The following is a 24,805-nucleotide window of genomic DNA, read 5'->3' on the forward strand; positions in this document are numbered from 1 at the left end:
ATAATAGAAGATTATTTTTACGGAATAAGAGGTGGATACGATTGAATTTAAGTGTCACTAATAGTCCATTTACAGAAGGACAAGCCACACAAATTAATGAATTACTACAAACATTCACACCAGAACAAAAAGTTTGGCTAAGTGGTTATTTAGTTGCGAATCAACAATTTTCAACTAATGCATCAACTTCAACTCAATCACAAGCGCAAACTAGTACGCCAGGGCAAGGCGAACTGTCGGGAAGCACTGAAGCTATGCTTCAACAAAATGAACCAACTGTGGTACCTGAGAAACGTGCTATCACATTGCTTTATGGTTCTGAAACAGGCAACGCGCAAGGCTTAGCCGAAATCTTTGAAGAACGTCTATCTAACATTGGGCATAAAGTAACGTTAAAAGCGATGGACGACTTTAAAGCTAAAAATCTTAAAAACGTTGAAGACTTATTTATCATTACGTCAACACAAGGCGAAGGTGACCCGCCAGATAACGCTGCTGAATTGCACGAGTTTATTCACGGTAGAAAAGCACCGAAACTTGAAGGTGTTAGATTCTCTGTTTTAGCGTTAGGTGACCAAACCTATGAATTCTTCTGCCAAACTGGTCGAGACTTCGATAGAAAGCTTGGAGAACTAGGTGCCGAAAGAATTTATGAACGTGTCGATTGTGACGTCGATTATGAAGAAGACGCTGAAAAGTGGATGGCCAACGTCATCAATGCGATTGATACAGAACCAGAAGGCACACAAAGCGAACAAGTAGTTAGCGAATCTATTAAATCTGCGAAGGAAAAGAAATTCTCTAAAGCGAATCCTTACGAAGCAGAAGTATTAGAGAATATTAACTTAAACGGCCAAGGCTCTAATAAAGAAACACGTCATATTGAATTCTTATTAGATAATTTTGGCGAAGAATATGAAGTTGGCGATTGTTTAGTCGTTTTACCACAAAATGATCCAGCACTAGTCGATTTATTAATCAGCACACTTGGATGGGATCCAAATGAACAAGTTCCAATTTCAGATGAAGGTGACACGCTATCATTAGAAGAAGCGCTAACGTCTCATTTTGAAATTACAAAATTAACCAAACCGTTACTACTCAATGCGGCATCATTCTTCGACAATGATGAACTTTCAGAAAAAACAGAAGATAGAGAATGGGTTCAAAATTACATCGAAGGTCGTGACTTTATCGACTTATTAAATGACTTCGCGACAACTGAATTACAACCGGAGAACTTATATCAATTACTTAGAAAACTCCCACCTAGAGAGTATTCAATCTCAAGTAGTTACCAAGCGTTACCGGATGAAGTACACATCACCGTTGGAGCAGTAAGATATAACACGCATGGTCGAGACCGCTCAGGCGTCTGCTCGGTACAATTTGCGGAACGTATTCAACCAGGTGATACAGTGCCGATTTACTTAAAACGTAATCCTAACTTTAAATTCCCTACAGAGGGAGACACACCAGTGATTATGATTGGTCCTGGTACAGGGGTTGCACCATTTAGAGCGTATATGCAAGAACGTGAAGAACATGGCTTTAAAGGTAACACATGGTTATTCTTTGGAGATCAACACTTCACAACTGACTTCTTATACCAAACTGAGTGGCAAGAGTGGTTGAAAGATGGTGTCCTAGGTAAAATGGATGTCGCTTTCTCACGTGATACAGATGAAAAAGTTTATGTACAACATCGCATTGCAGAGCACAGTGAAGAATTTAATCAATGGCTTCAAAACGGTGCTTCAATTTATATTTGTGGCGATGAGAAACATATGGCTAAAGATGTACATCAAGCGATTCGCAACGTCTTAATAAAAGAACAAAACTTGTCTGAAGAAGAAGCAGAAGACTATTTAAAACAAATGAAAAAAGATAAACGTTATCAACGCGATGTGTACTAAAGAAAGGGTGGTACTTAATGGCTAAATCAAACAAGCAAATTTCAGATGAATTAGACCACAAACTTGACGCTTTAGAATATATAAAAGATGAGAGTAACTATTTACGTGGCACAATCGAAGAAGGATTGGCAGACCCATTGACAGGTGCTATCTCTGATGATGACACGAAACTATTAAAGTTCCACGGTAGTTACCAACAAGATGATAGAGATTTACGTGACGAACGTCGTAAACAAAAGCTTGAACCGGCATACAGCTTTATGATTCGTGTTCGTCTACCAGGCGGTAAAGCCACACCGGAGCAATGGATTGCGATGGACGATATTTCAAACAAATACGCAAATCATACTTTGAAATTAACGACACGCCAGACCTTCCAGTTCCACGGCATTTTAAAAAGAAATTTAAAAACATCAATGAAAAAAATCAATGACTCAGTACTTGATACGATTGCGGCATGTGGGGACGTTAACCGTAATACAATGTGTAACCCTAACCCGTACCAATCAAGTATTCATAAAGAAATTAATGACTATGCGACGGCAATAAGTAATCATTTACTCCCACAAACGCATGCATATCATGAAATTTGGCTAGACGGTGAAAAGGTTCTCGATTCTTCAGAAGAAGTAGAACCAATGTACGGTAAGAAATATTTACCACGTAAGTTCAAAATCGGTATCGCCGTGCCACCAACCAATGATATTGACGTCTATTCTCAAGATATCGGTTTAATCGGCATCATTGAAGATGACCAGTTAGTAGGTTTCAATGTAACAATCGGTGGCGGTATGGGTATGACACATGGTAATACTGATACTTACCCACAAGTTGGTCGCTTAGCTGGTTTTATTCCTAAAGATAAAGTAGTAGATGTTTGTGAAAAGATATTAACGATTCAACGCGACTACGGCAATCGTGAGAATCGTAAGAATGCACGTTTCAAATACACGGTCGATCGTTTAGGTGTTGAAAAGGTAGTCGAAGAACTCAATTCACGATTAGGTTGGGACATTCAAGAGGCAAGAGACTTCGAATTCGAACATAACGGCGATCGTCTAGGCTGGATTGAAAGTGAAGAAGACATTTGGAATTACACTTTATTTATCCAAAATGGACGTGTTAAAGATACAGAAGATTATAAATTGAAAACGGCATTGCGAGAAATCGCAGAAACACATACGGGCGACTTCAGATTATCTCCAAATCAAAACTTAATTATCGCAAATGTAGTTCCTGAAAAGAAAGATGAAATACAAGGTCTTATTGACCAATACGGTTTAACAGACGGTAAAAACTATACTGGCTTAAGACGAAATTCTATGGCATGTGTCGCATTTCCAACATGTGGTCTAGCCATGGCTGAATCAGAACGCTATCTTCCTTCACTTATTTCAAAGATTGAAGATTTATTAGATGAAGCAGGCGTTAATGATGAAGATATTACAATTCGTATGACAGGTTGTCCTAATGGATGTGCAAGACCAGCATTAGCTGAAATTGCCTTTATCGGTAAAGCACCTGGTAAATACAACATGTATTTAGGTGGCGGCTTTAAAGGTGACCGTTTAAACAAACTATATAAAGAAAATATTGGCGAACAAGAAATTCTTGAAAGTTTACGACCAATTTTAATTGATTATGGTAAAGAACGCCTTGAAGGTGAACACTTTGGCGACTTTGTTATCCGTTCAGGTGTCGTAGCTAAAGTTCATGGCGGTCAAGATTTCCATAGTTAACATTAAAAAGAAGTCAATAAAGTGGGGTGACAAGATGGGGAAAGTGTATCTCGTAGGAGCAGGACCTGGAGATCCTGATTTATTAACAATTAAAGGCTTGAAAGCTATCAAAGCTGCCGACGTTATTCTATATGATCGTTTGGTCAACAAAGACATCTTAGACCTAGCTGAACCATCAACAAAATTCTTCTACTGTGGTAAAGATCCTAATAAGCATTCCTTGCCACAAGAGGAAACCAATCGAATGTTGGTAAGTTTGGCTAAAAAAGGCCATGTTGTCACTCGTTTAAAAGGTGGCGACCCATTCGTCTTTGGAAGAGGCGGAGAAGAAGCGGAAATCTTAGCACAACATCAAATCCCGTTTGAAATTGTGCCAGGAGTCACGTCAGGCATCGCCGCCCCTGCGTATGCAGGTATTCCAGTAACACATAGAGATTATAGTTCTTCAGTAGCGTTTGTAACGGCTGTAAATAAGCCAGGCATGTCGAAAGAAGCATATTGGCAACATTTAGCACAGGGGCCAGAAACGTTATGTATCTATATGGGTGTTAAACGATTAGCCGAAATTTGCGAATTATTAGTGCGACACGGTAAAGGCATTGATACGCCAGTAGCATTAGTTCATCTAGGAACAACAGATGCGCAAAAGACGATAGTTGGCACGTTAGGTAATATTGTTACACGCGCTTCAGAAATTAAAAACCCAGCAATGATTGTTGTTGGCGATGTGGTTCACATGCGTCAAAAGATCAGCTGGTTTAAAGAACAAGTCGTAGATTCTATCTTAGTAAATAAAGCGTAAGAGACTGACACATTAGAACATAAAAGGGGGGAACGATATGAGTAGTATGCCACTTATGATTGATTTAAATGATAAACAGATTGTCATTGTCGGTGGAGGAAAAGTAGCTACCCGACGTGCAACGACGTTAGTTGAATATTGTTCCCATGTTCATATTGTTAGTCCAACTATCACTACAGAATTACAGAATTTACTAGAAAATGGGCGTCTTACATGGAGAGAAAAGCAATTCGAACCTCAAGATATTAAGCAGGCGTATTTAGTAGTGATTGCGACGGATCAACCCGAGGTTAATGATTACGTCAAAGCATGTTTGCCTCATGGTACATTGCTTAACCATGCTGCAGATGCACAGGCAGGAGATGTCACTTTTCCTAGTATTTTAAAACGGGGACGATTAACGATTAGTGTCTCAACCAACGGTGCTAGTCCGAAATTAGGTTCCCAAATTATATCAACCTTAAATGACATGTATGACGACAACTATGAAACGTATATTGAATTTTTATATCAAAGTAGACAGTATATTAAAGCATTAGCAATTGAGCCATCTAGAAAGCAACGCCTGTTACAACAAATTGTGTCTGACGAATATTTAGATGAAGATAAACAACTTGAATTCATGCGATGGCTCCAATCACAAGCTGAGGATAAGGGGTCATGTGATATATGAGAAAATTATTTATATTTGCATTAGCTGGATTTTTAGCCCAACTTGTTGATGGTTCACTCGGAATGGGTTTCGGTGCCTCATCATCATCTATATTATTAACGTATGGTATTGCACCTGCCATTGTATCGGCAACCGTGCACTTTTCAGAAATAGCTACTACGGCAGCGTCAGGAACATCACACTGGAAATTCGAAAATGTACATAAGCCTACTATGTTAAAGTTGGCCATTCCAGGAGCAATTAGTGGTTTTATAGGCGCAGGTTTACTCACTCAAATACATGGTGAGTATATTAAACCGTATATTGCATTGTTTCTACTCTCAATGGGCGTCTATATTTTATATCAATTTTTATTCAAGCGTAAAAAGGAAGTTCATACGCATATTGGTAAGGTTAGTGGTATTAAGCTCGTACCTCAAGGCGCGATTGCAGGTTTCTTAGATGCGATTGGTGGCGGAGGATGGGGCCCAGTAAATACGCCATTGTTATTGGCTAGCCATAAAATTCAACCACGCTATGCGATTGGTACAGTATCGGCCAGTGAATTCTTTGTTACGTTATCAACATCGCTTAGTTTTATTATCTTCTTAGGTATTACACAAATTAATTGGTGGTTTGTCATTGCGCTAAGCATTGGGGGTATGGTGGCTGCACCTATTTCAGCCTATTTAACAAAAGTACTACCGATAAATATTTTAGCTATTTGTGTAGGTGGATTAATTATCTTCACCAATAGCAATGCTTTAATGACTTATTTTGTGAAAGACGATGTCATTACTAATATCGTAAGATTTGTGATTATTTGTGCAATTGTGATTTTAGTGATAATTACAGTCATTCGAAACAAGAAATTATCTTTTTCTTACAAATAAAACCGAGTAAACAAATCAAATTAATTGGAAAAGGGGTTATCAAATTATGGCAACATATGAAGAGATTATTCATAACACAATTAAACCACACGGAGGGGAACTTATTAATCGAGTCGTAGAAGGTGCCGAACGTGAACGCTTAATTGAAGCAGCACAATCTTATAAGTCACTCACTTTAAATCCATGGGCAATTTCCGATTTAGAATTAATCGGTATCGGTGGATTTAGTCCATTAACTGGATTTATGGGAGAAGCTGACTATATTAAAGTTGTCGAAGATACACATCTGGAAAATGGTTTAGTGTGGAGTATACCGATTACGTTACCCGTCACAGAAGCCGAAGCGGATAACTTAGACATTAATGACGACATTGCCCTTTATGGCGAAGACGGAGAATTATACGGCACATTAAAACTTGAAGAAAAGTACACGTATGACAAAGAAAAAGAAGCTAAAAATGTATATGGTACTACTGATGAAGCTCATCCAGGCGTTAAGAAAGTCTATCAGAAAGGCAATGTTTATTTAGCAGGACCTATCCAGTTACTTAATCGTCCTAAACATGATGAATTCACAGATTATCATTTAGATCCAGCAGAAACACGTCAATTATTCCACGATATTGGTTGGAAGACGGTTGTCGGTTTCCAAACGCGTAATCCAGTTCACCGTGCACATGAATATATTCAAAAATCTGCATTAGAAATTGTAGATGGCTTATTACTTAATCCTTTAGTAGGTGAAACGAAAGCTGATGATATTCCTGCCGATGTACGTATGGAAAGTTATCAAGCGATTCTAAATAATTATTTCCCTGAAGATAGAGCGCGCCTAGTTATTTATCCTGCCGCTATGCGCTATGCTGGTCCACGTGAAGCGATTCTGCATGCTACAGTACGTAAAAACTATGGTTGTACCCACTTTATTGTCGGACGTGATCACGCAGGCGTAGGCGATTACTATGGCACGTATGAAGCACAAGACCTTATTTCTCAATTTGAAGATGAATTAGATATTCAAATCTTGAAATTTGAACATGCATTTTATTGTAAAAAATGTGGCAACATGGCTACGGCTAAAACTTGCCCACATGATGCATCTGAACATGTGCATTTAAGTGGTACAAAAGTAAGAGAAAAATTACGTAATGGTGAATCTTTACCAACTGAATTTTCAAGACCAGAAGTAGCAGAAGTGTTAATCAAAGGTTTACAACAAAATTAAGTCGGGGGTATAAGAGATGAGTCAATCTAGTCATATTACATGGCACGATTCTGAAGTGACGAAAGCAGATAGACAACACCAGAATGGTCATAAGAGTGTAGTTATTTGGTTTACCGGATTATCAGGTTCAGGTAAATCGACGATATCAGTAGCACTTGAAAAATCTCTGTTTGAACAAGGTAAACATTCGTATCGTCTAGATGGCGACAATGTACGCCATGGATTAAATAAGAATTTGGGGTTTAGCCCAGAAGATCGTAAGGAAAATATTCGTCGTATTGGCGAAGTTAGCAAACTATTAGTGGATGCTGGAACAATTGCGATTACTGCATTTATCTCGCCTTATAGACAAGACCGAGATGATGTACGTGCCATATTAGAAGAGGGCGAATTTATCGAAGTCTATACGGAATGTAGCGTTGAAGAGTGTGAGAAACGTGACCCGAAAGGCCTTTATGAAAAAGCTCGTTCAGGCGAAATTAAAGAATTTACTGGTATTAGCGCACCTTATGAAGCACCTAATCATCCAGAAATTACTATTAATACAGAACAACAAAGTGTAGAAGCATCAGTCGAACACATTCTTAACTATTTAAAAGAAAAACAATATATATAGGAATAAAAAGGGAGCGACAACAGAAATCTTTGAAAAGACATTAGATTTCTGTCGTCGCTCCTAACTTTTTATATAAACACCATTTATATAGAAGTAATTGGATAATGTAAAAGCATGATTATAAGAAATATTGACCTCTTTCTAAGCTTCTTCGTTTCCCGATTCACATGAAATAAAACATAATTTCAATTATCAGATATATTACAGTCATTGTAATGATAAAAATCAATAAAGAGATATAAACGCTGACATAGAAGTCTTTTAGTGTCTGTAAAATTCTGTTGCGTTCATTACAAAACACGTCCGATTATTATGATTCATTTACAAACACATGAAAAGCCCCACAAACCCTTGTTAGTTTGTTAAAGTATGTCTTGTCGTTATTTAGCGAGAAAAAATTAAGTCAAAGAGACTAAGAAATTAAATTAAACTACAGATAGCCACGAGATAAAATTTTGTTCAAACTTTATAGGAGGATTTTTAATTATGAAAAAAATCGCAACAGCTACAATCGCAACAGCAGGGATCGCAACATTCGGACTAGCACATCACGACGCAGAGGCAGCTGAAAACAACGGATACAACCCGAACGATTCACAATCATACAGCTACACTTATACAATCGACCAACAAGGTAACTACCATTACGATTGGAAAGGTAACTGGAACCCATCTCAAGCTCAACAAGGTGGACAACAAAATAGTGGCAATCAAGCAGTAAACAATACACAATCAAACAATAATTATAACTACAACTACAGTTATAATAATGCGCAAGCAACTACAAATACTAATTCAAATAATAATACTCAATCATATACTGCAAACAACAGTAACAACAATGGTGGCGGCTTAGGTGCAAGCTATTCAACATCAGACCGTAACGTTAAAGTAACAACTCAACATGCGCCAACTACACAATCATCTACAAAAGCATTTGCAGGTAAATCAAGTTCAGGTGCTAACCTTTACACTGCAGGTCAATGTACGTACTACGTATATGGCAAAGTAGGTAGCATCGGTAATACTTGGGGCAACGCTAACAACTGGGCAAACGCAGCAGCACAAGCTGGTTACTCAGTAAATAACACACCTAAAGCTGGTGCCGTAATGCAAACATCTCAAGGTGCTTATGGTCACGTAGCATACGTAGAGAACGTTAACAATGACGGTTCAGTAGAAGTTTCTGAAATGAACTATAACGGCGGACCTGGCGTAGTATCTACACGTACTATCTCAGCTAGCCAAGCAAGCTCATACAACTACATTTCATAATTTAAGACAACCACTGCTAACTATATTTAAAGAGATCAAACAGTAATATTATTGTTTGATCTCTTTTTTACGCTAAAAAAATAAATTTTTTGAAAGAATAGTTGATAAAGTCAGTCATTTTCTTGGATGCTAAATGATTAATATTTCATTGTATTTATAGAGAAATCTAGTATATGTTTCGCTAATAGATGAGATAAGTAAATATTACTTATCCTTTTCATCATACATAAGTAAAAATATAGGAATGGCACAGCAAAACATAATTATAAATAATAAATAGCCAGACATTAAACAACACTCCTAAAATCTTTTTAGATAAAAATAACATATAAATTGAAATTGAAAAATAACAAAACTAGTAAAGTAAGATTCTTCACAATGTGATTGAAGCCGAAGCAGAACGGGAAATACACTAATAATGAAGCTATACAACAAAGATTATAGTTCACGATTAATGTTGAAGGACGGTGAGTAAATATGACATTTGAAGTAATAAAATGGATTATCATAGGATTAATCGTTGTAGTAACCATTGCCATTATATGTGGACTAATTTGGGGCTCTTTATTAGAAGAGCGCGCATACGACAAACGTTCTAAAAAGAAAAAACAAAAAGAAGAAGAAAGAAATGTACGTATGGCAAGAGGTCATACTGATGATGAAGAAACATATGATGAGTCTGGTAAAGTTGAACTCAAAGACGAGGCAAACAAAGACTATCACAATAAAGATAAGCAATAGATAAATTATAATCCTTTGAAAGTAGTAGGTGACGCCTTACTTTCAAGGGATATTTTTATGTTATTAACTTTATTTGATAATCGTTATCATTTATGATGGTATTATGTGAAGGAATATAGATGTTCACAGATTATATGCATTTAACTTTGTGAATTTTAATCAATTATATACTTTTAACATATTGAAGTGATAAAATAATCTATGTTAAAAAAATCACAATAATTTTCTGAAAAGTTAGGAGCGCTTATCATGCTACTATTTGTAGTAGAAATTATCATAATGATATTGGCCATATTATTAGGATTGCGTACAGCTGGCGCACTAGGATGTGGTATCTTCGCCATTGTGGCACAACTTATTATGATATTCGGCTTTCAACTGCCTCCAGGTTCTGCACCTGTTACTGCAATTTTAATCATCTTATCTATTGGTATCGCTGGCGGTACTTTACAAGCTACAGGTGGAATAGACTACTTAGTCTTTCTTGCTTCTAAAATTATCGAACGATTTCCTAAATCAATTATATTTATCGCCCCAATGATCGTCTTTTTATTTGTATTCGGGGTAGGTACGGCCAATATTGCGCTTTCATTAGAACCGATTATTGCACGTACGGCCGCTAAAGCAAATATTCAACCGAAACGTCCACTAACTGCATCGGTATTAACGGCCAACTTAGCATTACTCTGTAGTCCGGCAGCTTCAGCTACGGCTTACCTTATCTCTGTCATGGCAGGCTATGATATTTCAATGGGGAAATATTTAAGTATTGTCTTACCGACCGCTATTATTACGATGTTAATGTTAAGTGTATTTTGTACGTTTGTAGGGCGTAAATCTAGCGTAACTCCAAGCGAAATCGCACATACACCTGACGTGGATGTAGCGCAGTCATTTTCAACTAAAACGAAACTTGGCGTACTGTGCTTTCTTCTATGTGTAGCAGGAATTTTGACGTTTGGTGTATTTCCAAATCTTATGCCATCATTTAACGTCGATGGCTCTACTGTGAAAGTGACGATGACGGAAATCGTCCAATTCTTTATGTATTTAAGCGCTGCTATTAATTTATTAATGTTAAAAATCAATACAAGCGATATTCTATCATCGAATATTGCACAATCTGCTATAGGTGCACTCTTCGCCGTATTAGGGCCAGGTTGGTTAGGCGCAACTGTCTTTAATGCACCGAAAAATTTAAAAATTATACAAGATGATATTGGCAAAACAATACAATCTGTACCTTGGTTAGTGATTGTTCTTGTAGCCATTGTGGCGATGATTGTTATTTCACAAACAGCCACAGCATCTATCATGGTGCCTATTGTAATGAGCATGGGCATTCCACCTATGTACTTTATTGCGATGGTCCAAACGCTCAACGTCAACTTCGTTATTCCGGCGCAACCGACATTGTTATTTGCCGTGAACTTAGACGAAACAGGACGTACGCGACCAACAAGCTTTATTATTCCAGGGTTCTTTACGATCATCGTGTCAATTATAGTTGGGTTCTTAATTAAAGCGATATTAGGATATTAAATAAGTGAAATTGCCACACTAGAGAGGAATAACGAAATCGATTAGATTTCGGTTCCTCTCTTTTTTGTTGCTCGAAAAGTAGTTATTTTATAAAAAATAGAAATAAATATAAATTCATAATATATGTATAAGTATTCAAAATACATGCACTAATAAGTTTGTTAAATTCGTTAAGTTTTAATTTAACACTGTTGTTATAGCAATTTTAAAAGCTAAAAAATATGTCAGAAATATATAATTATTCAATAATTTACTTACCATATTTTGAATGTAATTTGCATTTTTATTTAATTTTAGATATCGTCAATATGTGAATAAAGTGTGTCAAACCATCTATTGATATAACTATAATGAGGAGGAACACAATTGAAACGTCAAAAGATTATGGATTGGCCAACATTTATAGGGACAGTAGTCGTACTACTCGTCGCGGTGATTCCTATGATGGCTTTTCCAAAAGCTAGTGAAACAGTGATTACTGATATTAACAGTGCAATTTCGAACTCAATAGGTTCTGTATATTTATTTATGGGATTAGCAATTTTATTCTTCGTACTTTACATAGCATTTGGCAGATATGGCAATGTCACATTAGGGAGAGCGAGTGACAAGCCGGAATTTAACAATTTCAGTTGGGCATCAATGTTATTCTGTGCCGGTATCGGATCAGATATTCTATATTGGGGTGTTATTGAGTGGGCATTCTACTACCAAGTTCCACCTAATGGCGCAAAAGGAATGACAGATGAAGCTCTTACATACGCAACGCAATACGGCATGTTCCACTGGGGACCTATTGCCTGGGCAATATATGTTTTACCAGCTTTACCGATTGGCTATTTAGTCTTCGTGAAGAAACAACCAGTCTACAAAATCAGCCAAGCATGTCGTCCGGTATTAAAAGGTCAAACTGATAAATTCTTAGGTAAAGTAGTAGATATTTTATTTATCTTTGGATTATTAGGGGGCGCAGCAACGTCACTTGCCCTTGGTGTACCGATGATTTCAGCCGGCATCGAGAAATTAACAGGTATTAACGGCGAGAATATGGTAGTACGTTCAATTATTCTATTAACTATAACGGTCATCTTCGCTATCAGTTCTTATACTGGTTTGAAAAAGGGAATCCAAAAACTGAGCGATGTTAACGTATGGCTTTCATTTATTTTATTAGCTTTCGTATTTATTGTAGGTCCAACCGTCTTTATTATGGAAACGACTATTACAGGATTCGGTAATATGTTGAGAGATTTCTTCCATATGGCAACATGGGTTGAACCATTTGGAGGTATTAAAGGACGCAAAGAAACTAACTTCCCACAAGATTGGACAATTTTCTATTGGTCATGGTGGTTAGTATATGCGCCATTTATTGGGTTATTTATCGCCCGTATTTCTAAAGGTCGTCGTTTAAAAGAAGTTATTTTAGGCACAATTATCTATGGTACATTAGGATGTCTATTATTCTTCGGTATCTTTGGTAACTATGCAGTTTACTTACAAATTACTGGTGAATTTAATGTGGTTAATTTCTTAAATTCACATGGTACTGAAGCTACGATTATTGAGGTTATGCACCAATTGCCATTCTCAACATTGATTGTAGTTCTATTCTTAATTTCTGCGTTCTTATTCTTAGCTACTACATTTGATTCAGGTTCATACATTTTAGCGGCTGCATCACAAAAGAAAGTCGTTGGCGAACCTTTAAAAGCCAATCGATTATTCTGGGCTTTCGCATTATGTTTATTACCATTCTCACTTATGTTAGTAGGCGGGGAACGGGCGCTCGAGGTATTGAAAACAGCATCTATTCTTGCCAGTGTACCGTTGATAGTAATCTTTATTTTTATGATGATTTCGTTTATTATTACGCTAAATAAAGATCGAATTAAACTAGAAACACGTGCAGATAAACTTAAAGAAATTGAACGACGCTCGCTTCGTATCGTTCAAGTAAAAGAAGACCCAGAAGACGATAATTTATAATAAAAAATAGGAGTAAAGGTGATTTAATTAGTAATCATCTTTACTCCTATTTTTATATCAATATTTCGTATTGTTGGCTCGCATTTCTTATTTTATTTGTCATCGTCTTCTGGTATAGGATAATGTTCAAATATTTGGCCACTTTCAATAGCGTTGCTTAAGTTATCTAACCATTTACAGTATTTTTTAGTATGGTCTAACTGAGCTTGGATGTTATCAACTTCAGCCTGTGTTTCGGCGTCTAATTCCACACCTTGAAATGTTTCTTGTAACAGTAACTCAGCCTTTTCAACTGCTTCTAAATTTCTATCTACTTCGCGTTCCCACTTTTGAGTGAAGAAATTACGGAAGAAATTAAAGAAGTTCTTCTCAGCTATGAAGTGTTGTTTTCGGCTACCACGTGTAAATTGTTGTTTTACGATATCGAATTCTTGTAACTTTTTCACGCTTGCACTCATGCTTGGTTTACTCATTTGTAAATGTTCTCGCATTTCATCAAGTGTCATGCTGCCTTCGAAGACCATCGTGCCATATAAGTTACCTACGCTTCTATTTGTGCCGTATAAATCCATTGTTTCGCCGATTGAGTTAATGACTAAATCTTTAGCCTCTTCAATCTTTTGGTCGTAGTTCACTGAACGTGCCATCTTGCACCTCCATCACTGCATATTTGTTACTACGAAATAAACAAACATATGCGTTCATTTTTTCAATTCTCAATCATTATAAAGTGTTTTCTCAAAACTTTCAAAAGTGCGTTATTAGGATTTGTGTTTTTGAGGGTTTTATTTTCAAAAAGAGAAAAACGGGCATGAAGCGTCAAGTTGCAAGGCTATGGAAATTATGCTAATCTAGTTCTGTAAAATTCGTTAAATAAAAATTTAACAAACTTAACGGAGGTCGTTTGATGGAACTTGTAGAAAAATTATCTAATCGTCAATATATCGATGGTGAATGGGTCGAAAGTTCAAATGGAAATACAAGAGAAATTATCAATCCTTATAATCAAGAAGTCATCTTCACAGTAGCAGAAGGTACAGTTGAAGATACTGAACAAGCTATTTTAGCAGCGCGTCGGGCCTTTGAAGATGGTGAATGGTCATTAGAAACAAGTGAAGTCAGAGGTAAAAAAGTAAGAGCGATCGCTGATAAAATTACAGAGCATCGTGATGAATTAGCTAAATTAGAAACATTAGATACTGGTAAAACATTAGAAGAATCATATGCGGATATGGATGATATCGCTAATGTTTTCACATATTTTGCAGGGCTTGCCGATAAAGACGGTGGCGAAATCATTAATACGCCAATTCCAAACTCAGAAAGTAAAGTCGTTAAAGAGCCTGTAGGTGTAGTAACTCAAATTACACCATGGAATTATCCATTACTCCAAGCATCATGGAAGATTGCCCCAGCGTTAGCAACAGGTTGTTCACTCGTAATGAAACCAAGTGAAATCACACCATTAACTACTATTCGTGTATTTGAGCTAATGGAAGAAGTTGGCTTCCCTAAAGGTGTAATCAACCTTATATTAAGTAGCGGTGAAGAAGTTGGCGATACATTATCAGGCCACGAAGAAGTTGATTTAGTGTCATTCACAGGCGGTATTGAAACTGGTAAACACATCATGAAAAATGCAGCTAACCACGTAACTAATATTGCGTTAGAACTTGGTGGTAAGAACCCAAATATTATCTTTGATGATGCAGATTTCGAATTAGCGGTAGACCAAGCATTAAACGGTGGTTATTTCCATGCCGGACAAGTTTGTTCAGCAGGTTCACGTATTTTAGTGCATAACGATATTAAAGATAAATTCGAAAAAGCATTAATCGATCGTGTCGGTAAAATTAAATTAGGTAATGGCTTCGATGATACTACTGAAATGGGACCAGTTATTTCTACTGAACACCGTGAAAAAATCGAAAAATACATGGAAGTAGCTAAAGAAGATGGAGCTACAATCGCAATCGGTGGTAAACGTCCTGACAGAGAAGACTTACAAGATGGTTTATTCTTCGAACCAACAGTAATTACAGACTGTGATACGTCAATGCGTATTGTTCAAGAAGAAGTATTTGGACCAGTTGTAACAGTGGAAGGCTTTGACAGTGAAGAAGAAGCTATCAAATTAGCAAACGATTCAATTTACGGATTAGCTGGTGCAGTATTTACTAAAGATATTGGTAAAGCACAACGTGTAGCTAACAAACTTAAATTAGGTACTGTATGGATTAATGATTTCCATCCTTACTTTGCTCAAGCGCCATGGGGTGGTTATAAACAATCAGGCATTGGCCGTGAATTAGGTAAAGAAGGATTAGAAGAGTACTTAATCAGCAAACATATCCTAACAAATACTAATCCAGAACCAGTAAATTTCTTCAGTAAATAAAAGTTTCATGCTAAAAACTATGGGAGCGATATAGAATCTAGAACGAGTAGAGATTTTGCATTCGTATCCCGGTAGAATTGATTGAAAATGGACAATAGCAGGTATTGGCGAATGTTCATTTCAATCATTTACTATCAAATATAATGCAGTCCAGAACATTTATATGATGTCCCAGGCTGCATTTTTCAAATATCATATATGAGCGTATCGAACTTAAATACATTTTAGATAAACATAATTCCATTTTTTAAGGGAGGACGAATTCAACATGAGTAAAAATAAATCATACGATTACGTCATTATCGGTGGCGGTAGTGCTGGTTCTGTATTAGGTAATCGTTTATCAGAAGATAAAAACAAAGAAGTGTTGGTATTAGAAGCGGGACGTAGTGATTATCCATGGGATTTATTTATTCAAATGCCAGCTGCATTAATGTTCCCATCAGGTAATAAATTCTATGATTGGATTTATGAAACTGAAGAGGAACCACATATGGGACGTAAGGTAGACCATGCACGTGGTAAAGTGCTTGGTGGTTCTAGTTCAATTAACGGGATGATTTATCAACGTGGTAACCCAATGGACTATGAAGGATGGGCAGAACCAGAAGGTATGGAAACATGGGACTTTGCTCATTGTTTACCTTATTTCAAACGCTTAGAGAAAACATACGGTGCAGCACCTTATGATAAATTCAGAGGTCATAATGGTCCAATCAAATTAAAACGCGGTCCTGCGACAAATCCTTTATTCAAATCATTCTTTGATGCCGGTGTTGAAGCTGGTTACCACAAAACAAAAGACGTAAACGGTTATAGACAAGAAGGCTTTGGACCTTTTGATAGCCAAGTACATAACGGACGTCGTGTGTCAGCATCAAGAGCTTACTTACACCCTGCAATGAAACGTAAAAACTTAACAGTTAAAACACGTGCGTTTGTCACTGAAATCCACTTTGATGGTAATAAAGCCACAGGTGTTACTTTTAAACGTAATGGAAAACTTCATACAGTAGAAGCTGGCGAAGTTATTTTATCTGGCGGAGCATTTAATACACCTCAATTATTACAATTATCAGGTATCGGTGATGCTGAATTCTTAAAATCTAAAGGTATTGAACCACGTATGCATTTACCAGGTGTAGGAGAGAACTTTGAAGACCACTTAGAAGTGTATATTCAACATAAATGTAAACAACCCGTATCACTTCAACCTAGTCTAGATATTAAACGTATGCCATGGATTGGTCTACAATGGATCTTTGCGCGTAAAGGTGCAGCAGCATCTAACCACTTTGAAGGTGGCGGTTTCGTAAGATCTAATGATCAAGTAGATTACCCAAACTTAATGTTCCACTTCTTACCAATTGCGGTAAGATACGATGGTCAACGAGCACCAGTTGCTCATGGTTACCAAGTGCATGTTGGCCCAATGTATTCTAATTCACGTGGTAGCTTGAAAATTAAATCAAAAGACCCATTTGAAAAACCAAGCATCGTCTTCAACTATTTATCAACGAAAGAAGATGAACAAGAGTGGGTTGAAGCGATTCGCGTAGCTAGAAATATCTTGTCACAACATGCTATGGATCCGTTTAACGGCGGCGAAATTTCACCAGGACCATCAGTACAAACAGACGAAGAAATTTTAGACTGGGTACGTAAAGATGGTGAAACTGCGCTACATCCTTCATGTAGTGCGAAAATGGGGCCTGCCTCTGACCCAATGGCAGTAGTAGACCCATTAACAATGAAAGTACACGGTATGGAAAACTTACGTGTCGTAGATGCATCTGCTATGCCAAGAACTACAAACGGTAATATCCATGCACCTGTCCTTATGCTAGCTGAAAAAGCGGCAGATATTATTCGTGGTAAAGCACCATTAGAATCTCAATATGTAGATTACTATAAACATGGCGTGAGCGATGAAAAAGCAGGCGCTATGGAATTTGATCCATATTATAAACATTAATATCGTATAGCTATCACTAGGCTAGGACATTTATATCATAAGTGTCCTGGCCTTTTATACATTTGGGACAGCGAATAACTGAAATGTTTTCATGTGAAAATCTATTTTAACCATTAAATTTCAGTTTCTCTTCTATTTTTAGGGTAATAACAAGAAGTATTAATTTTTCAAGATTTAAATGCCACCTCAATATAGACAAATGAGTTAACTATATCTACTTCATATTTAAAGTGTGTAACAACATAAGACAGAATGAAAGTCATATAATATATAAAAAAGGAGTGGATAGACATGACTAAAGATTTAGTCCAACGTTTACAAGATAAAGAGGAACGTATGATTGACATACGTAGGCATTTACATCAGCATCCTGAATTATCATTTAAAGAAACTGACACGCCTCAATATATTGCTGACTTCTATAAAGATAAAGACTGTACCGTCGACACAAATGTAGGCGATAATGGCGTTAAAGTGACAATCGATAGTGGACAACCTGGTAAGACTATTGCGATTCGCGCAGACTTTGATGCTTTACCTATCCAAGAAGATACAGGACTCCCATTTGCCTCAAAGAACGATGGCGTAATGCATGCATGTGGTCATGATGCGCATACCGCTTATATGTTAATTTTGGCTGAAACATTGATTGAAATGAAAGACCAATTTAATGGTAAGGTAGTTGTCATTCATCAACCTGCAGAAGAAATGCCACCAGGTGGCGCTAAAGGAATGATTGAAGACGGTGTATTAGAAAGTGTAGACCATGTTCTTGGTACACACGTTATGACGAATATGGAACCTGGTAAGGTGTATTACCGTCCTGAGAATGTTCAAACCGGACGTTCATATTTTAAATTGACTATTCAAGGCGAAGGCGGACACGGTTCTTCTCCACATACGGCGAATGATGCTATTGTAGCCGGAGCAAACTTTGTGACAACGGCGCAAACCATTGTGTCACGTCGTTTAAATCCATTTGAAACAGGTGTAGTAACGATTGGTTCTTTCGATGGAAAAGGACAATTCAACGTTATTAAAGACAAAGTGACCTTAGAAGGCGATGTACGCGCACTTACAGATGCGACACGTGACCGTATCGAAGAAGCGTTACAACATATTGTTGAAGGTTTAGAAGCAACGTTTGGTGTAAAATGCAATTTTGAATTTAGTAAAGATTATCCAGCATTGTATAATGACCCAGATTTTACAGAATATGTAGCAACGACAATCCAAAATGCAGATTTAGCTGACGTTAAAGGCGTTGAAGAATGTGAGGCCCAGCCACCATCAGAAGATTTCGCATTCTATGCTAAAGCATTACCAAGTACATTTATTTACTCAGGTGCAGCGCCACAAGATGGTAAAGTATATCCTCATCACCATCCAAAATTTAATATCGATGAGAAAAGTATGTTAGTCGCTGCGGAAGCGGTTGGCGCGGTAGTCTTAGATTATTTAAGTGCTAAATAATAGATAGAATCATAGGCGGTAGACGATATAAATTCATCTATCTCAGTTTCAATACTAGTGTTAAGCTAGGTATCGTGATAGTATTAGCATATATCTAGACACTGGGGTGAGATGATGAGTTTTTATGAATTTATGCAAGGATTTATTGGTGATAAGACCCCGTTAGGTGAACTCACGCAGTGGATTAATCAAGACCAATACTTTCCAAAGCATGAAGATTTTTCGGAAAATATATTAAATTACTTTTTAAAAATTCCCACATTAGACCACGAATTTTTAGAAATCGTCAAACGTTCTATCTCATTATATGAACAGAGTCGACTAGGAAGTAAAATATAGATATAAAAATCAAAAGATAGCTTGATGCTAGTTTAGAAATGAAGGAAATGAATTATGATTTTAGAAGACAGTTATAAAACATATGTAATCGAAGAAATAACTGACCAAGAAATAGCTATCAAGAAAAACAATGATCTTCACCACTATAAAATATTAGAAACGATTAATGACTTATCAAATGACTCATTTTGCGTTTTGAATCATTTATTTGTAAATGATAAAATGGAAAATCAGTTTGAGAAGAAGTTTTTAGAACGTCCTAAATATTTACAAGATGAACCAGTATTTAAAGCGTTGCGCTTTTTACGTCCTGAGTCATTAGACCGTCACTATATTATTTTAACGCTTTGGGAAAGTCGACAAGCGTTTTATGATTGGCAGAATTCTACAGCTTACAGCAAAACACATAAAAAAAGAGGCACGAAAGAAGGCGTCGATCGCGATATTGTGAATCGAGACTTGTCTTATAATGTACGTATTGAACTAGCTGGCTTAGAATCTAGAGTTAACTTAGCACGTATTTTTTAATAATTAAGATTAAGTTTCTTGTCAGTAGGTTTTAGACACTAGGAACTTAATCTTTTTAATTTTCAAGAAAAACAAGAATAAAACGCTTACTCAAGGGATTTGGATTTCATTGTACAAAAGCGTTTGATAATATGATAAATAAGTAGAACCGAAAGGGAGTTTAGTAATGGAAAATACAAACTTATTGGCGCCAGAAACATATAATATTGTTTCCGAAATTGAAAAACATGCTTCAGATGTCACTAAACAAGCGCTTATTTATGAGAATGGTGAAGACGCAACAAAGACGGTTACATATTCAGAATTGATTAAAAATGCGAATAAAGTAGGTCATGTCTTATTAAATCACGGATTAAAAAAAGGGGATAAAGTTTTAATCATGATGCCACGTGCTATCATGACATACGAACTTTATCTTGCAGCTTTAAAATTAGGCATCGCAATTATTCCAAGTTCAGAAATGTTAAGAACTAAAGACTTACAATATCGTGTCACACATGGTGAAATCGATGCCATTATTACAATGGCTGATTTTATTGGTGAATTTAAAGGTATCAAAGAATATGATAACTTAACAAAATTTATCATCAATGGTCATGAAGATGGTTGGATTAATGTCGAAGATGAAAAAGCTAATCAAAGTGATGAGCTTGAAATCGAAAAAACATCAAGAGATGATATTGCGATTTTATCTTATACTTCAGGGACTACAGGCAATCCAAAGGCTGTCACACATTCACATGGGTGGGGCTATGCCCACATGAAGATGGCACCAGAACACTGGTTATGCATCGGTGAAGATGATTTAGTATGGGCAACTGCTGCTCCTGGTTGGCAAAAATGGGTATGGAGTCCTTTCTTATCAATTATGGGTTCAGGTGCGACTGCATTTGTCTATAATGGTAAATTCAACCCTTCACGTTATTTATCATTACTACAAGACTTTAAAATTAATGTGTTATGTTGTACGCCGACAGAATATCGTATGATGGCTAAATTAAGTAATCTACAAGATTATAATTTAGAACATCTACACAGTGCTGTATCAGCTGGTGAACCGTTGAACCGTGAAGTGGTTGAACAATTCCGTAAACACTTTAATTTAACTGTACGTGATGGTTATGGCCAAACTGAAAGTACATTATTAATTGGTTTCTTAAAAGATACAGAACCAAGACCAGGCTCAATGGGTAAAGAAATCCCAGGCAGTGGTACGACAGTAGTGGATGATGATGGTAATCCAGTAGAAAGAAATGTGAAAGGTAATATCGCATTACCACTTGATTTCCCAGGTCTTTTCAAAGGTTATTATAAAGATGAAGAACGTACGAAAGCTTCAGAAACAGGCGACTACTATATTACTGGAGATTTAGCGCATATCGATGAAGACGGCTACTTCTGGTTTGAAGGTCGTCGTGACGATATTATTATTAGTTCAGGTTATACAATTGGACCATTCGAAGTTGAAGATGCTTTAACTAACCATCCAGCAGTTAAAGAATGTGCCGTCGTAGCGAGTCCACATTCGATTCGTGGTAATATCGTAAAAGCCTTTATTATCTTACAAGATGATTATCAAGGTAGCGAAGATTTAGTGAAAGAACTACAAGCTTTTGCGAAAAATGAGGTTGCACCTTATAAATATCCACGTGCTATTGAATTCGTGGAATCACTACCTAAAACAAACTCAGGTAAAATTCGTCGCGTAGAATTACGTGATGCTGAACGTGAAAAATACAATAAAGAGAATGGTTTTAAATAGTAAGCCATACTGATAATCCTCATATATGACTAGAAGAAATAGCTAGTTGTATATGGGGATTTTTGCATTTTGGAAAAGGATAAAATATCCCTAATGGTGGAACTCAATTTCTTATAAAGTTAAATAGTATGACACAATTATATTGTTGGGTACATAAAAATATGATGCCTCTGAATGGCGTAATTATATATTATTTATGTCGTTTTTGTAAACGTTTCCTAAATAAGTATAGTTTTTAATTGTATTTAGTTATACTATATGACATACTCTAAATTAATTAATATGACATAATAACTATAGAGGTGGTAGAAACATGACAAAATATATATATGCGTTTGATGAAGGACAAAAATCCATGAAAGATTTACTTGGAGGTAAAGGGGCCAACCTTTCAGAGATGAAACGTTTAGGTTTACCTGTACCTGATGGTTTTACTATTACAACAGAGGCGTGTATTGAGTATTTACGCCAAGGTAAATCATTGTCTACTGAAGTGAAGACGCAATTGATTGAACATCTTACAGCATTTTCAGAGAGAACAGGGAAATCATTCTCATCTGATGCCAATTTAATGCTTGTGTCTGTACGTAGTGGTGCGAAAATTTCGATGCCAGGTATGATGGATACCATTCTTAACTTAGGGCTAAATGATGATAACGTGATGAAGCTTGCAGATAAAACAGGTGACGCACGCTTTGCTTATGATTGTTACCGTCGTTTATTACAAATGTTCGGTGAGGTCGTATATAACGTACCGATGCAATCGTTTGATACATATTTTGAAGATTATAAGCAACGTCATAACTTTGAGAATGACGCTGCAATAACGGCTGAAGGTTTACAAGAAATTTGTGAACGTTTTAAAGAAATTTACGTGGAAGAAGTGTATAAACCTTTTCCACAAGAACCGTTAAAACAATTAGAAGAAGCCATTGAAGCGGTATTTAAATCTTGGGATAATGACCGTGCTCGAATTTACCGTGATTTAAATGATATCCCACATGACATTGGTACAGCAGTAAATATTCAAGAAATGGTCTTCGGTAATAGTGGAGACAATAGTGGTACAGGTGTTGCCTTTACACGTAACCCAGTGACTGGAGACAGCAAATTATTTGGTGAATACTTATTAAACGCCCAAGGTGAAGACGTAGTAGCTGGGATTCGTACGCCAAAAGACATTTCAACATTAGACGACCAAATGCCGGAAGTACATAAAGAATTTGTCGAAGTAACGCAACAATTAGAACAGCATTATAAAGACATGCAAGATATTGAATTTACGATTGAAAATGGAAAATTGTACTTACTACAAACACGTAATGGTAAACGTACTGCACGTGCTGCTATTCAAATTGCCGTTGATTTAGTAGAAGAAGGCGTCATTACTAAAGAAGAAGCCATGACAAAAGTAGATGTGAAATCAATCGATCAATTATTACATCCTAATTTTGACGAAAATGCATTAAAAGAAGCGACTGAAATTTCAAAAATGGGTCTACCGGCTAGTCCTGGTGCAGCCACAGGTCAAATCGTCTTCTCAGCTGAAGATGCGAAAGCACAAGCAGAGGCAGGAAAGAAAGTCATCCTAATGCGCCCAGAAACATCTCCTGAAGACATTGAAGGCATGGTAGCAAGTGAAGCCATTGTGACAACACATGGTGGTATGACATCGCATGCAGCAGTAGTTGCACGTGGTATGGGTAAATGTTGTGTGACTGGATGTTCTGACCTAGAAATTAATACAGTTGCGAAGACAATTTATTACAACGGTGGAGAACTTCACGAAGGCGACACGATTTCTGTTGATGGCTCGAAAGGTGACATCTATATTGGCGAAATTAAAACGGTTAGTGCAGAACATAGTGAAGCCTTTACTCAATTTATGGAATGGTCTGAAGACACTGCACGCTTAAATGTACGTATGAATGCAGAAACACCTCAAGATATTTCAGCAGGCTATCAATTCGGTGCGAAAGGTATCGGCTTAGTCCGTACAGAGCACATGTTCTTTGGCGCTGAACGTTTAGTTGAAATGCGCCGTTTCATCTTATCATCATCGTATGAAGAACGTATTGAAGCCTTGAATAATATCCGTAAATACCAAGTAGAAGATTTTGAAGCTATTTTCAAACTTTCAGGGGAACGCCCAACGATTGTACGTCTCCTTGATCCACCATTACATGAATTTTTACCTAATTCTGATGAAGATGTTGAAAATGTGGCCAGCCAACTCAATATCTCTAAAGACGTACTTAATAAACGTATTGTAGACTTACATGAAGTGAACCCAATGTTAGGCCACCGTGGTTGTCGTCTAGCTATCACATATCCTGAATTATATGAAATGCAAGTGGAAGCGATTATGGAAAGTGTCTTAAAACTTAAAAAAGAAGGCATAGCTTGCCAACCTGAAATTATGATTCCGTTAGTTTCAACAGTTGAAGAATTTACAACATTAAAAGAAAAACTCGTACACACTATTGATAAATTAGAACAAGAACAAGGCGATAAAGTAGACGATCTTATCGGTACAATGATTGAAACACCACGTGCATGCCTAATTGCAGATGAACTTGCCAAACATTGTGATTTCTTCAGTTTCGGTACCAACGATTTAACACAATTGACATTTGGTTTCTCTAGAGATGATGCAGGGAAGTTTATAAATGTGTATACTGAAACTAACATATTGAAGCTTGACCCATTCCAAACACTAGATCAAGACGGTGTTGGTAAATTAATTGAAATTGCAGTTGAACAAGCGAAGAAAGTGAACCCTAATATTAAAATAGGTGTATGTGGTGAATTAGGTGGCGATGCGAAATCTATCCATCGTTTCAACCAGTTAGCAATTGACTACGTCTCTTGTTCACCGTTCCGTGTACCAGGTGCAATTTTAGCAACAGCTCAGAGTCAAGCGGAGGAAAGCGAGTAATA

19 protein-coding genes are annotated in these 24,805 nt (G+C 36.8%); 18 read left to right on the forward strand and 1 reads right to left on the reverse strand.

Annotated features, from left to right (window positions below):
* Positions 1-41: 41 nt before the first annotated feature.
* The 11 genes from HS848_RS07510 (at position 42) to HS848_RS07560 (ending at position 13,390) form a co-directional block, all read left to right on the forward strand.
* A complete protein-coding gene (locus HS848_RS07510; protein WP_198611842.1) occupies positions 42-1,916 on the forward strand; it encodes an assimilatory sulfite reductase (NADPH) flavoprotein subunit in 1,875 nt (624 codons plus the stop codon).
* 17 nt (positions 1,917-1,933) lie between these two features.
* Positions 1,934-3,655, forward strand: a complete 1,722-nt coding sequence (cysI, locus tag HS848_RS07515) for an assimilatory sulfite reductase (NADPH) hemoprotein subunit (RefSeq protein ID WP_198611843.1) — start codon at positions 1,934-1,936, stop codon at positions 3,653-3,655.
* A gap of 34 nt (positions 3,656-3,689) precedes the next feature.
* Complete coding sequence (gene cobA, locus HS848_RS07520) at positions 3,690-4,457, forward strand: uroporphyrinogen-III C-methyltransferase (RefSeq protein WP_198611844.1); 768 nt, start codon at positions 3,690-3,692, stop codon at positions 4,455-4,457.
* Between the two features lie 37 nt (positions 4,458-4,494).
* Positions 4,495-5,130 carry an NAD(P)-binding protein gene (locus HS848_RS07525; protein ID WP_198611845.1) on the forward strand — a complete coding sequence of 212 codons (636 nt, stop codon included), beginning with the start codon at positions 4,495-4,497 and terminating at the stop codon, positions 5,128-5,130.
* Entirely contained in the window at positions 5,127-6,002 is an 876-nt protein-coding gene (locus HS848_RS07530; protein ID WP_198611846.1) for a sulfite exporter TauE/SafE family protein, read from the forward strand. The genes HS848_RS07525 and HS848_RS07530 overlap by 4 nt, the downstream gene beginning before the upstream one ends.
* Positions 6,003-6,048: 46 nt before the next feature.
* A complete protein-coding gene (gene sat / locus HS848_RS07535; RefSeq protein ID WP_198611847.1) occupies positions 6,049-7,227 on the forward strand; it encodes a sulfate adenylyltransferase in 1,179 nt (392 codons plus the stop codon).
* Between the two features lie 16 nt (positions 7,228-7,243).
* Positions 7,244-7,843 carry an adenylyl-sulfate kinase gene (cysC, locus tag HS848_RS07540; RefSeq protein ID WP_198611848.1) on the forward strand — a complete coding sequence of 200 codons (600 nt, stop codon included), beginning with the start codon at positions 7,244-7,246 and terminating at the stop codon, positions 7,841-7,843.
* 486 nt (positions 7,844-8,329) lie between these two features.
* Complete coding sequence (locus HS848_RS07545; protein ID WP_198611849.1) at positions 8,330-9,118, forward strand: CHAP domain-containing protein; 789 nt, start codon at positions 8,330-8,332, stop codon at positions 9,116-9,118.
* Between the two features lie 477 nt (positions 9,119-9,595).
* Complete coding sequence (locus HS848_RS07550) at positions 9,596-9,859, forward strand: hypothetical protein (protein WP_107507028.1); 264 nt, start codon at positions 9,596-9,598, stop codon at positions 9,857-9,859.
* 249 nt (positions 9,860-10,108) lie between these two features.
* Complete coding sequence (locus HS848_RS07555) at positions 10,109-11,401, forward strand: anaerobic C4-dicarboxylate transporter family protein (protein WP_198611850.1); 1,293 nt, start codon at positions 10,109-10,111, stop codon at positions 11,399-11,401.
* Between the two features lie 366 nt (positions 11,402-11,767).
* Positions 11,768-13,390 carry a BCCT family transporter gene (locus tag HS848_RS07560; protein WP_198611851.1) on the forward strand — a complete coding sequence of 541 codons (1,623 nt, stop codon included), beginning with the start codon at positions 11,768-11,770 and terminating at the stop codon, positions 13,388-13,390.
* A gap of 92 nt (positions 13,391-13,482) precedes the next feature.
* On the opposite strand, the gene cudC is transcribed toward HS848_RS07560, so the two are convergent.
* Complete coding sequence (cudC, locus tag HS848_RS07565; protein ID WP_198611852.1) at positions 13,483-14,037, reverse strand: choline uptake/conversion transcriptional regulator CudC; 555 nt, start codon at positions 14,035-14,037, stop codon at positions 13,483-13,485.
* A gap of 260 nt (positions 14,038-14,297) precedes the next feature.
* On the opposite strand from cudC, the gene betB reads away from it, so the two are divergent.
* The 7 genes from betB (at position 14,298) to ppdK (ending at position 24,803) form a co-directional block, all read left to right on the forward strand.
* A complete protein-coding gene (betB, locus tag HS848_RS07570) occupies positions 14,298-15,788 on the forward strand; it encodes a betaine-aldehyde dehydrogenase (RefSeq protein WP_198611853.1) in 1,491 nt (496 codons plus the stop codon).
* Between the two features lie 268 nt (positions 15,789-16,056).
* Complete coding sequence (gene betA / locus HS848_RS07575) at positions 16,057-17,763, forward strand: choline dehydrogenase (RefSeq protein ID WP_198611854.1); 1,707 nt, start codon at positions 16,057-16,059, stop codon at positions 17,761-17,763.
* 291 nt (positions 17,764-18,054) lie between these two features.
* Positions 18,055-19,236, forward strand: coding sequence for an amidohydrolase (locus HS848_RS07580; RefSeq protein ID WP_198611855.1), 1,182 nt, complete (start codon positions 18,055-18,057; stop codon positions 19,234-19,236).
* Between the two features lie 114 nt (positions 19,237-19,350).
* The gene (locus HS848_RS07585) at positions 19,351-19,575 is read left to right on the forward strand and encodes a sterile alpha motif-like domain-containing protein (protein WP_198611856.1); all 225 of its coding nucleotides are present in this window, start codon (positions 19,351-19,353) and stop codon (positions 19,573-19,575) included.
* Positions 19,576-19,629: 54 nt separating this feature from the next.
* Positions 19,630-20,103, forward strand: a complete 474-nt coding sequence (locus tag HS848_RS07590) for an antibiotic biosynthesis monooxygenase family protein (protein ID WP_198611857.1) — start codon at positions 19,630-19,632, stop codon at positions 20,101-20,103.
* A gap of 166 nt (positions 20,104-20,269) precedes the next feature.
* A complete protein-coding gene (mbcS, locus tag HS848_RS07595) occupies positions 20,270-21,865 on the forward strand; it encodes an acyl-CoA synthetase MbcS (RefSeq protein WP_198611858.1) in 1,596 nt (531 codons plus the stop codon).
* A 313-nt stretch (positions 21,866-22,178) separates the two neighbouring features.
* On the forward strand, positions 22,179-24,803 hold the full coding sequence (gene ppdK, locus HS848_RS07600) for a pyruvate, phosphate dikinase (protein WP_198611859.1): 2,625 nt from the start codon (positions 22,179-22,181) through the stop codon (positions 24,801-24,803).
* Positions 24,804-24,805 lie beyond the last annotated feature (2 nt).

The organism is Staphylococcus caledonicus (assembly GCF_016238465.1).
Taxonomy (GTDB): Bacteria; Bacillota; Bacilli; order Staphylococcales; family Staphylococcaceae; genus Staphylococcus; species Staphylococcus caledonicus.

Coding starts and splice junctions, on each gene's coding strand:
- HS848_RS07555 (WP_198611850.1), top strand. CDS start 10,109: ATGCTACTATTTGTAGTAGAAATTATCATAATGATATTGGCCATATTA.
- cysI (WP_198611843.1), top strand. CDS start 1,934: ATGGCTAAATCAAACAAGCAAATTTCAGATGAATTAGACCACAAACTT.
- cobA (WP_198611844.1), top strand. CDS start 3,690: ATGGGGAAAGTGTATCTCGTAGGAGCAGGACCTGGAGATCCTGATTTA.
- ppdK (WP_198611859.1), top strand. CDS start 22,179: ATGACAAAATATATATATGCGTTTGATGAAGGACAAAAATCCATGAAA.
- sat (WP_198611847.1), top strand. CDS start 6,049: ATGGCAACATATGAAGAGATTATTCATAACACAATTAAACCACACGGA.
- HS848_RS07530 (WP_198611846.1), top strand. CDS start 5,127: ATGAGAAAATTATTTATATTTGCATTAGCTGGATTTTTAGCCCAACTT.
- HS848_RS07580 (WP_198611855.1), top strand. CDS start 18,055: ATGACTAAAGATTTAGTCCAACGTTTACAAGATAAAGAGGAACGTATG.
- HS848_RS07550 (WP_107507028.1), top strand. CDS start 9,596: ATGACATTTGAAGTAATAAAATGGATTATCATAGGATTAATCGTTGTA.
- HS848_RS07590 (WP_198611857.1), top strand. CDS start 19,630: ATGATTTTAGAAGACAGTTATAAAACATATGTAATCGAAGAAATAACT.
- cudC (WP_198611852.1), bottom strand. CDS start 14,037: ATGGCACGTTCAGTGAACTACGACCAAAAGATTGAAGAGGCTAAAGAT.
- cysC (WP_198611848.1), top strand. CDS start 7,244: ATGAGTCAATCTAGTCATATTACATGGCACGATTCTGAAGTGACGAAA.
- betB (WP_198611853.1), top strand. CDS start 14,298: ATGGAACTTGTAGAAAAATTATCTAATCGTCAATATATCGATGGTGAA.
- mbcS (WP_198611858.1), top strand. CDS start 20,270: ATGGAAAATACAAACTTATTGGCGCCAGAAACATATAATATTGTTTCC.
- HS848_RS07525 (WP_198611845.1), top strand. CDS start 4,495: ATGAGTAGTATGCCACTTATGATTGATTTAAATGATAAACAGATTGTC.
- betA (WP_198611854.1), top strand. CDS start 16,057: ATGAGTAAAAATAAATCATACGATTACGTCATTATCGGTGGCGGTAGT.
- HS848_RS07545 (WP_198611849.1), top strand. CDS start 8,330: ATGAAAAAAATCGCAACAGCTACAATCGCAACAGCAGGGATCGCAACA.
- HS848_RS07585 (WP_198611856.1), top strand. CDS start 19,351: ATGAGTTTTTATGAATTTATGCAAGGATTTATTGGTGATAAGACCCCG.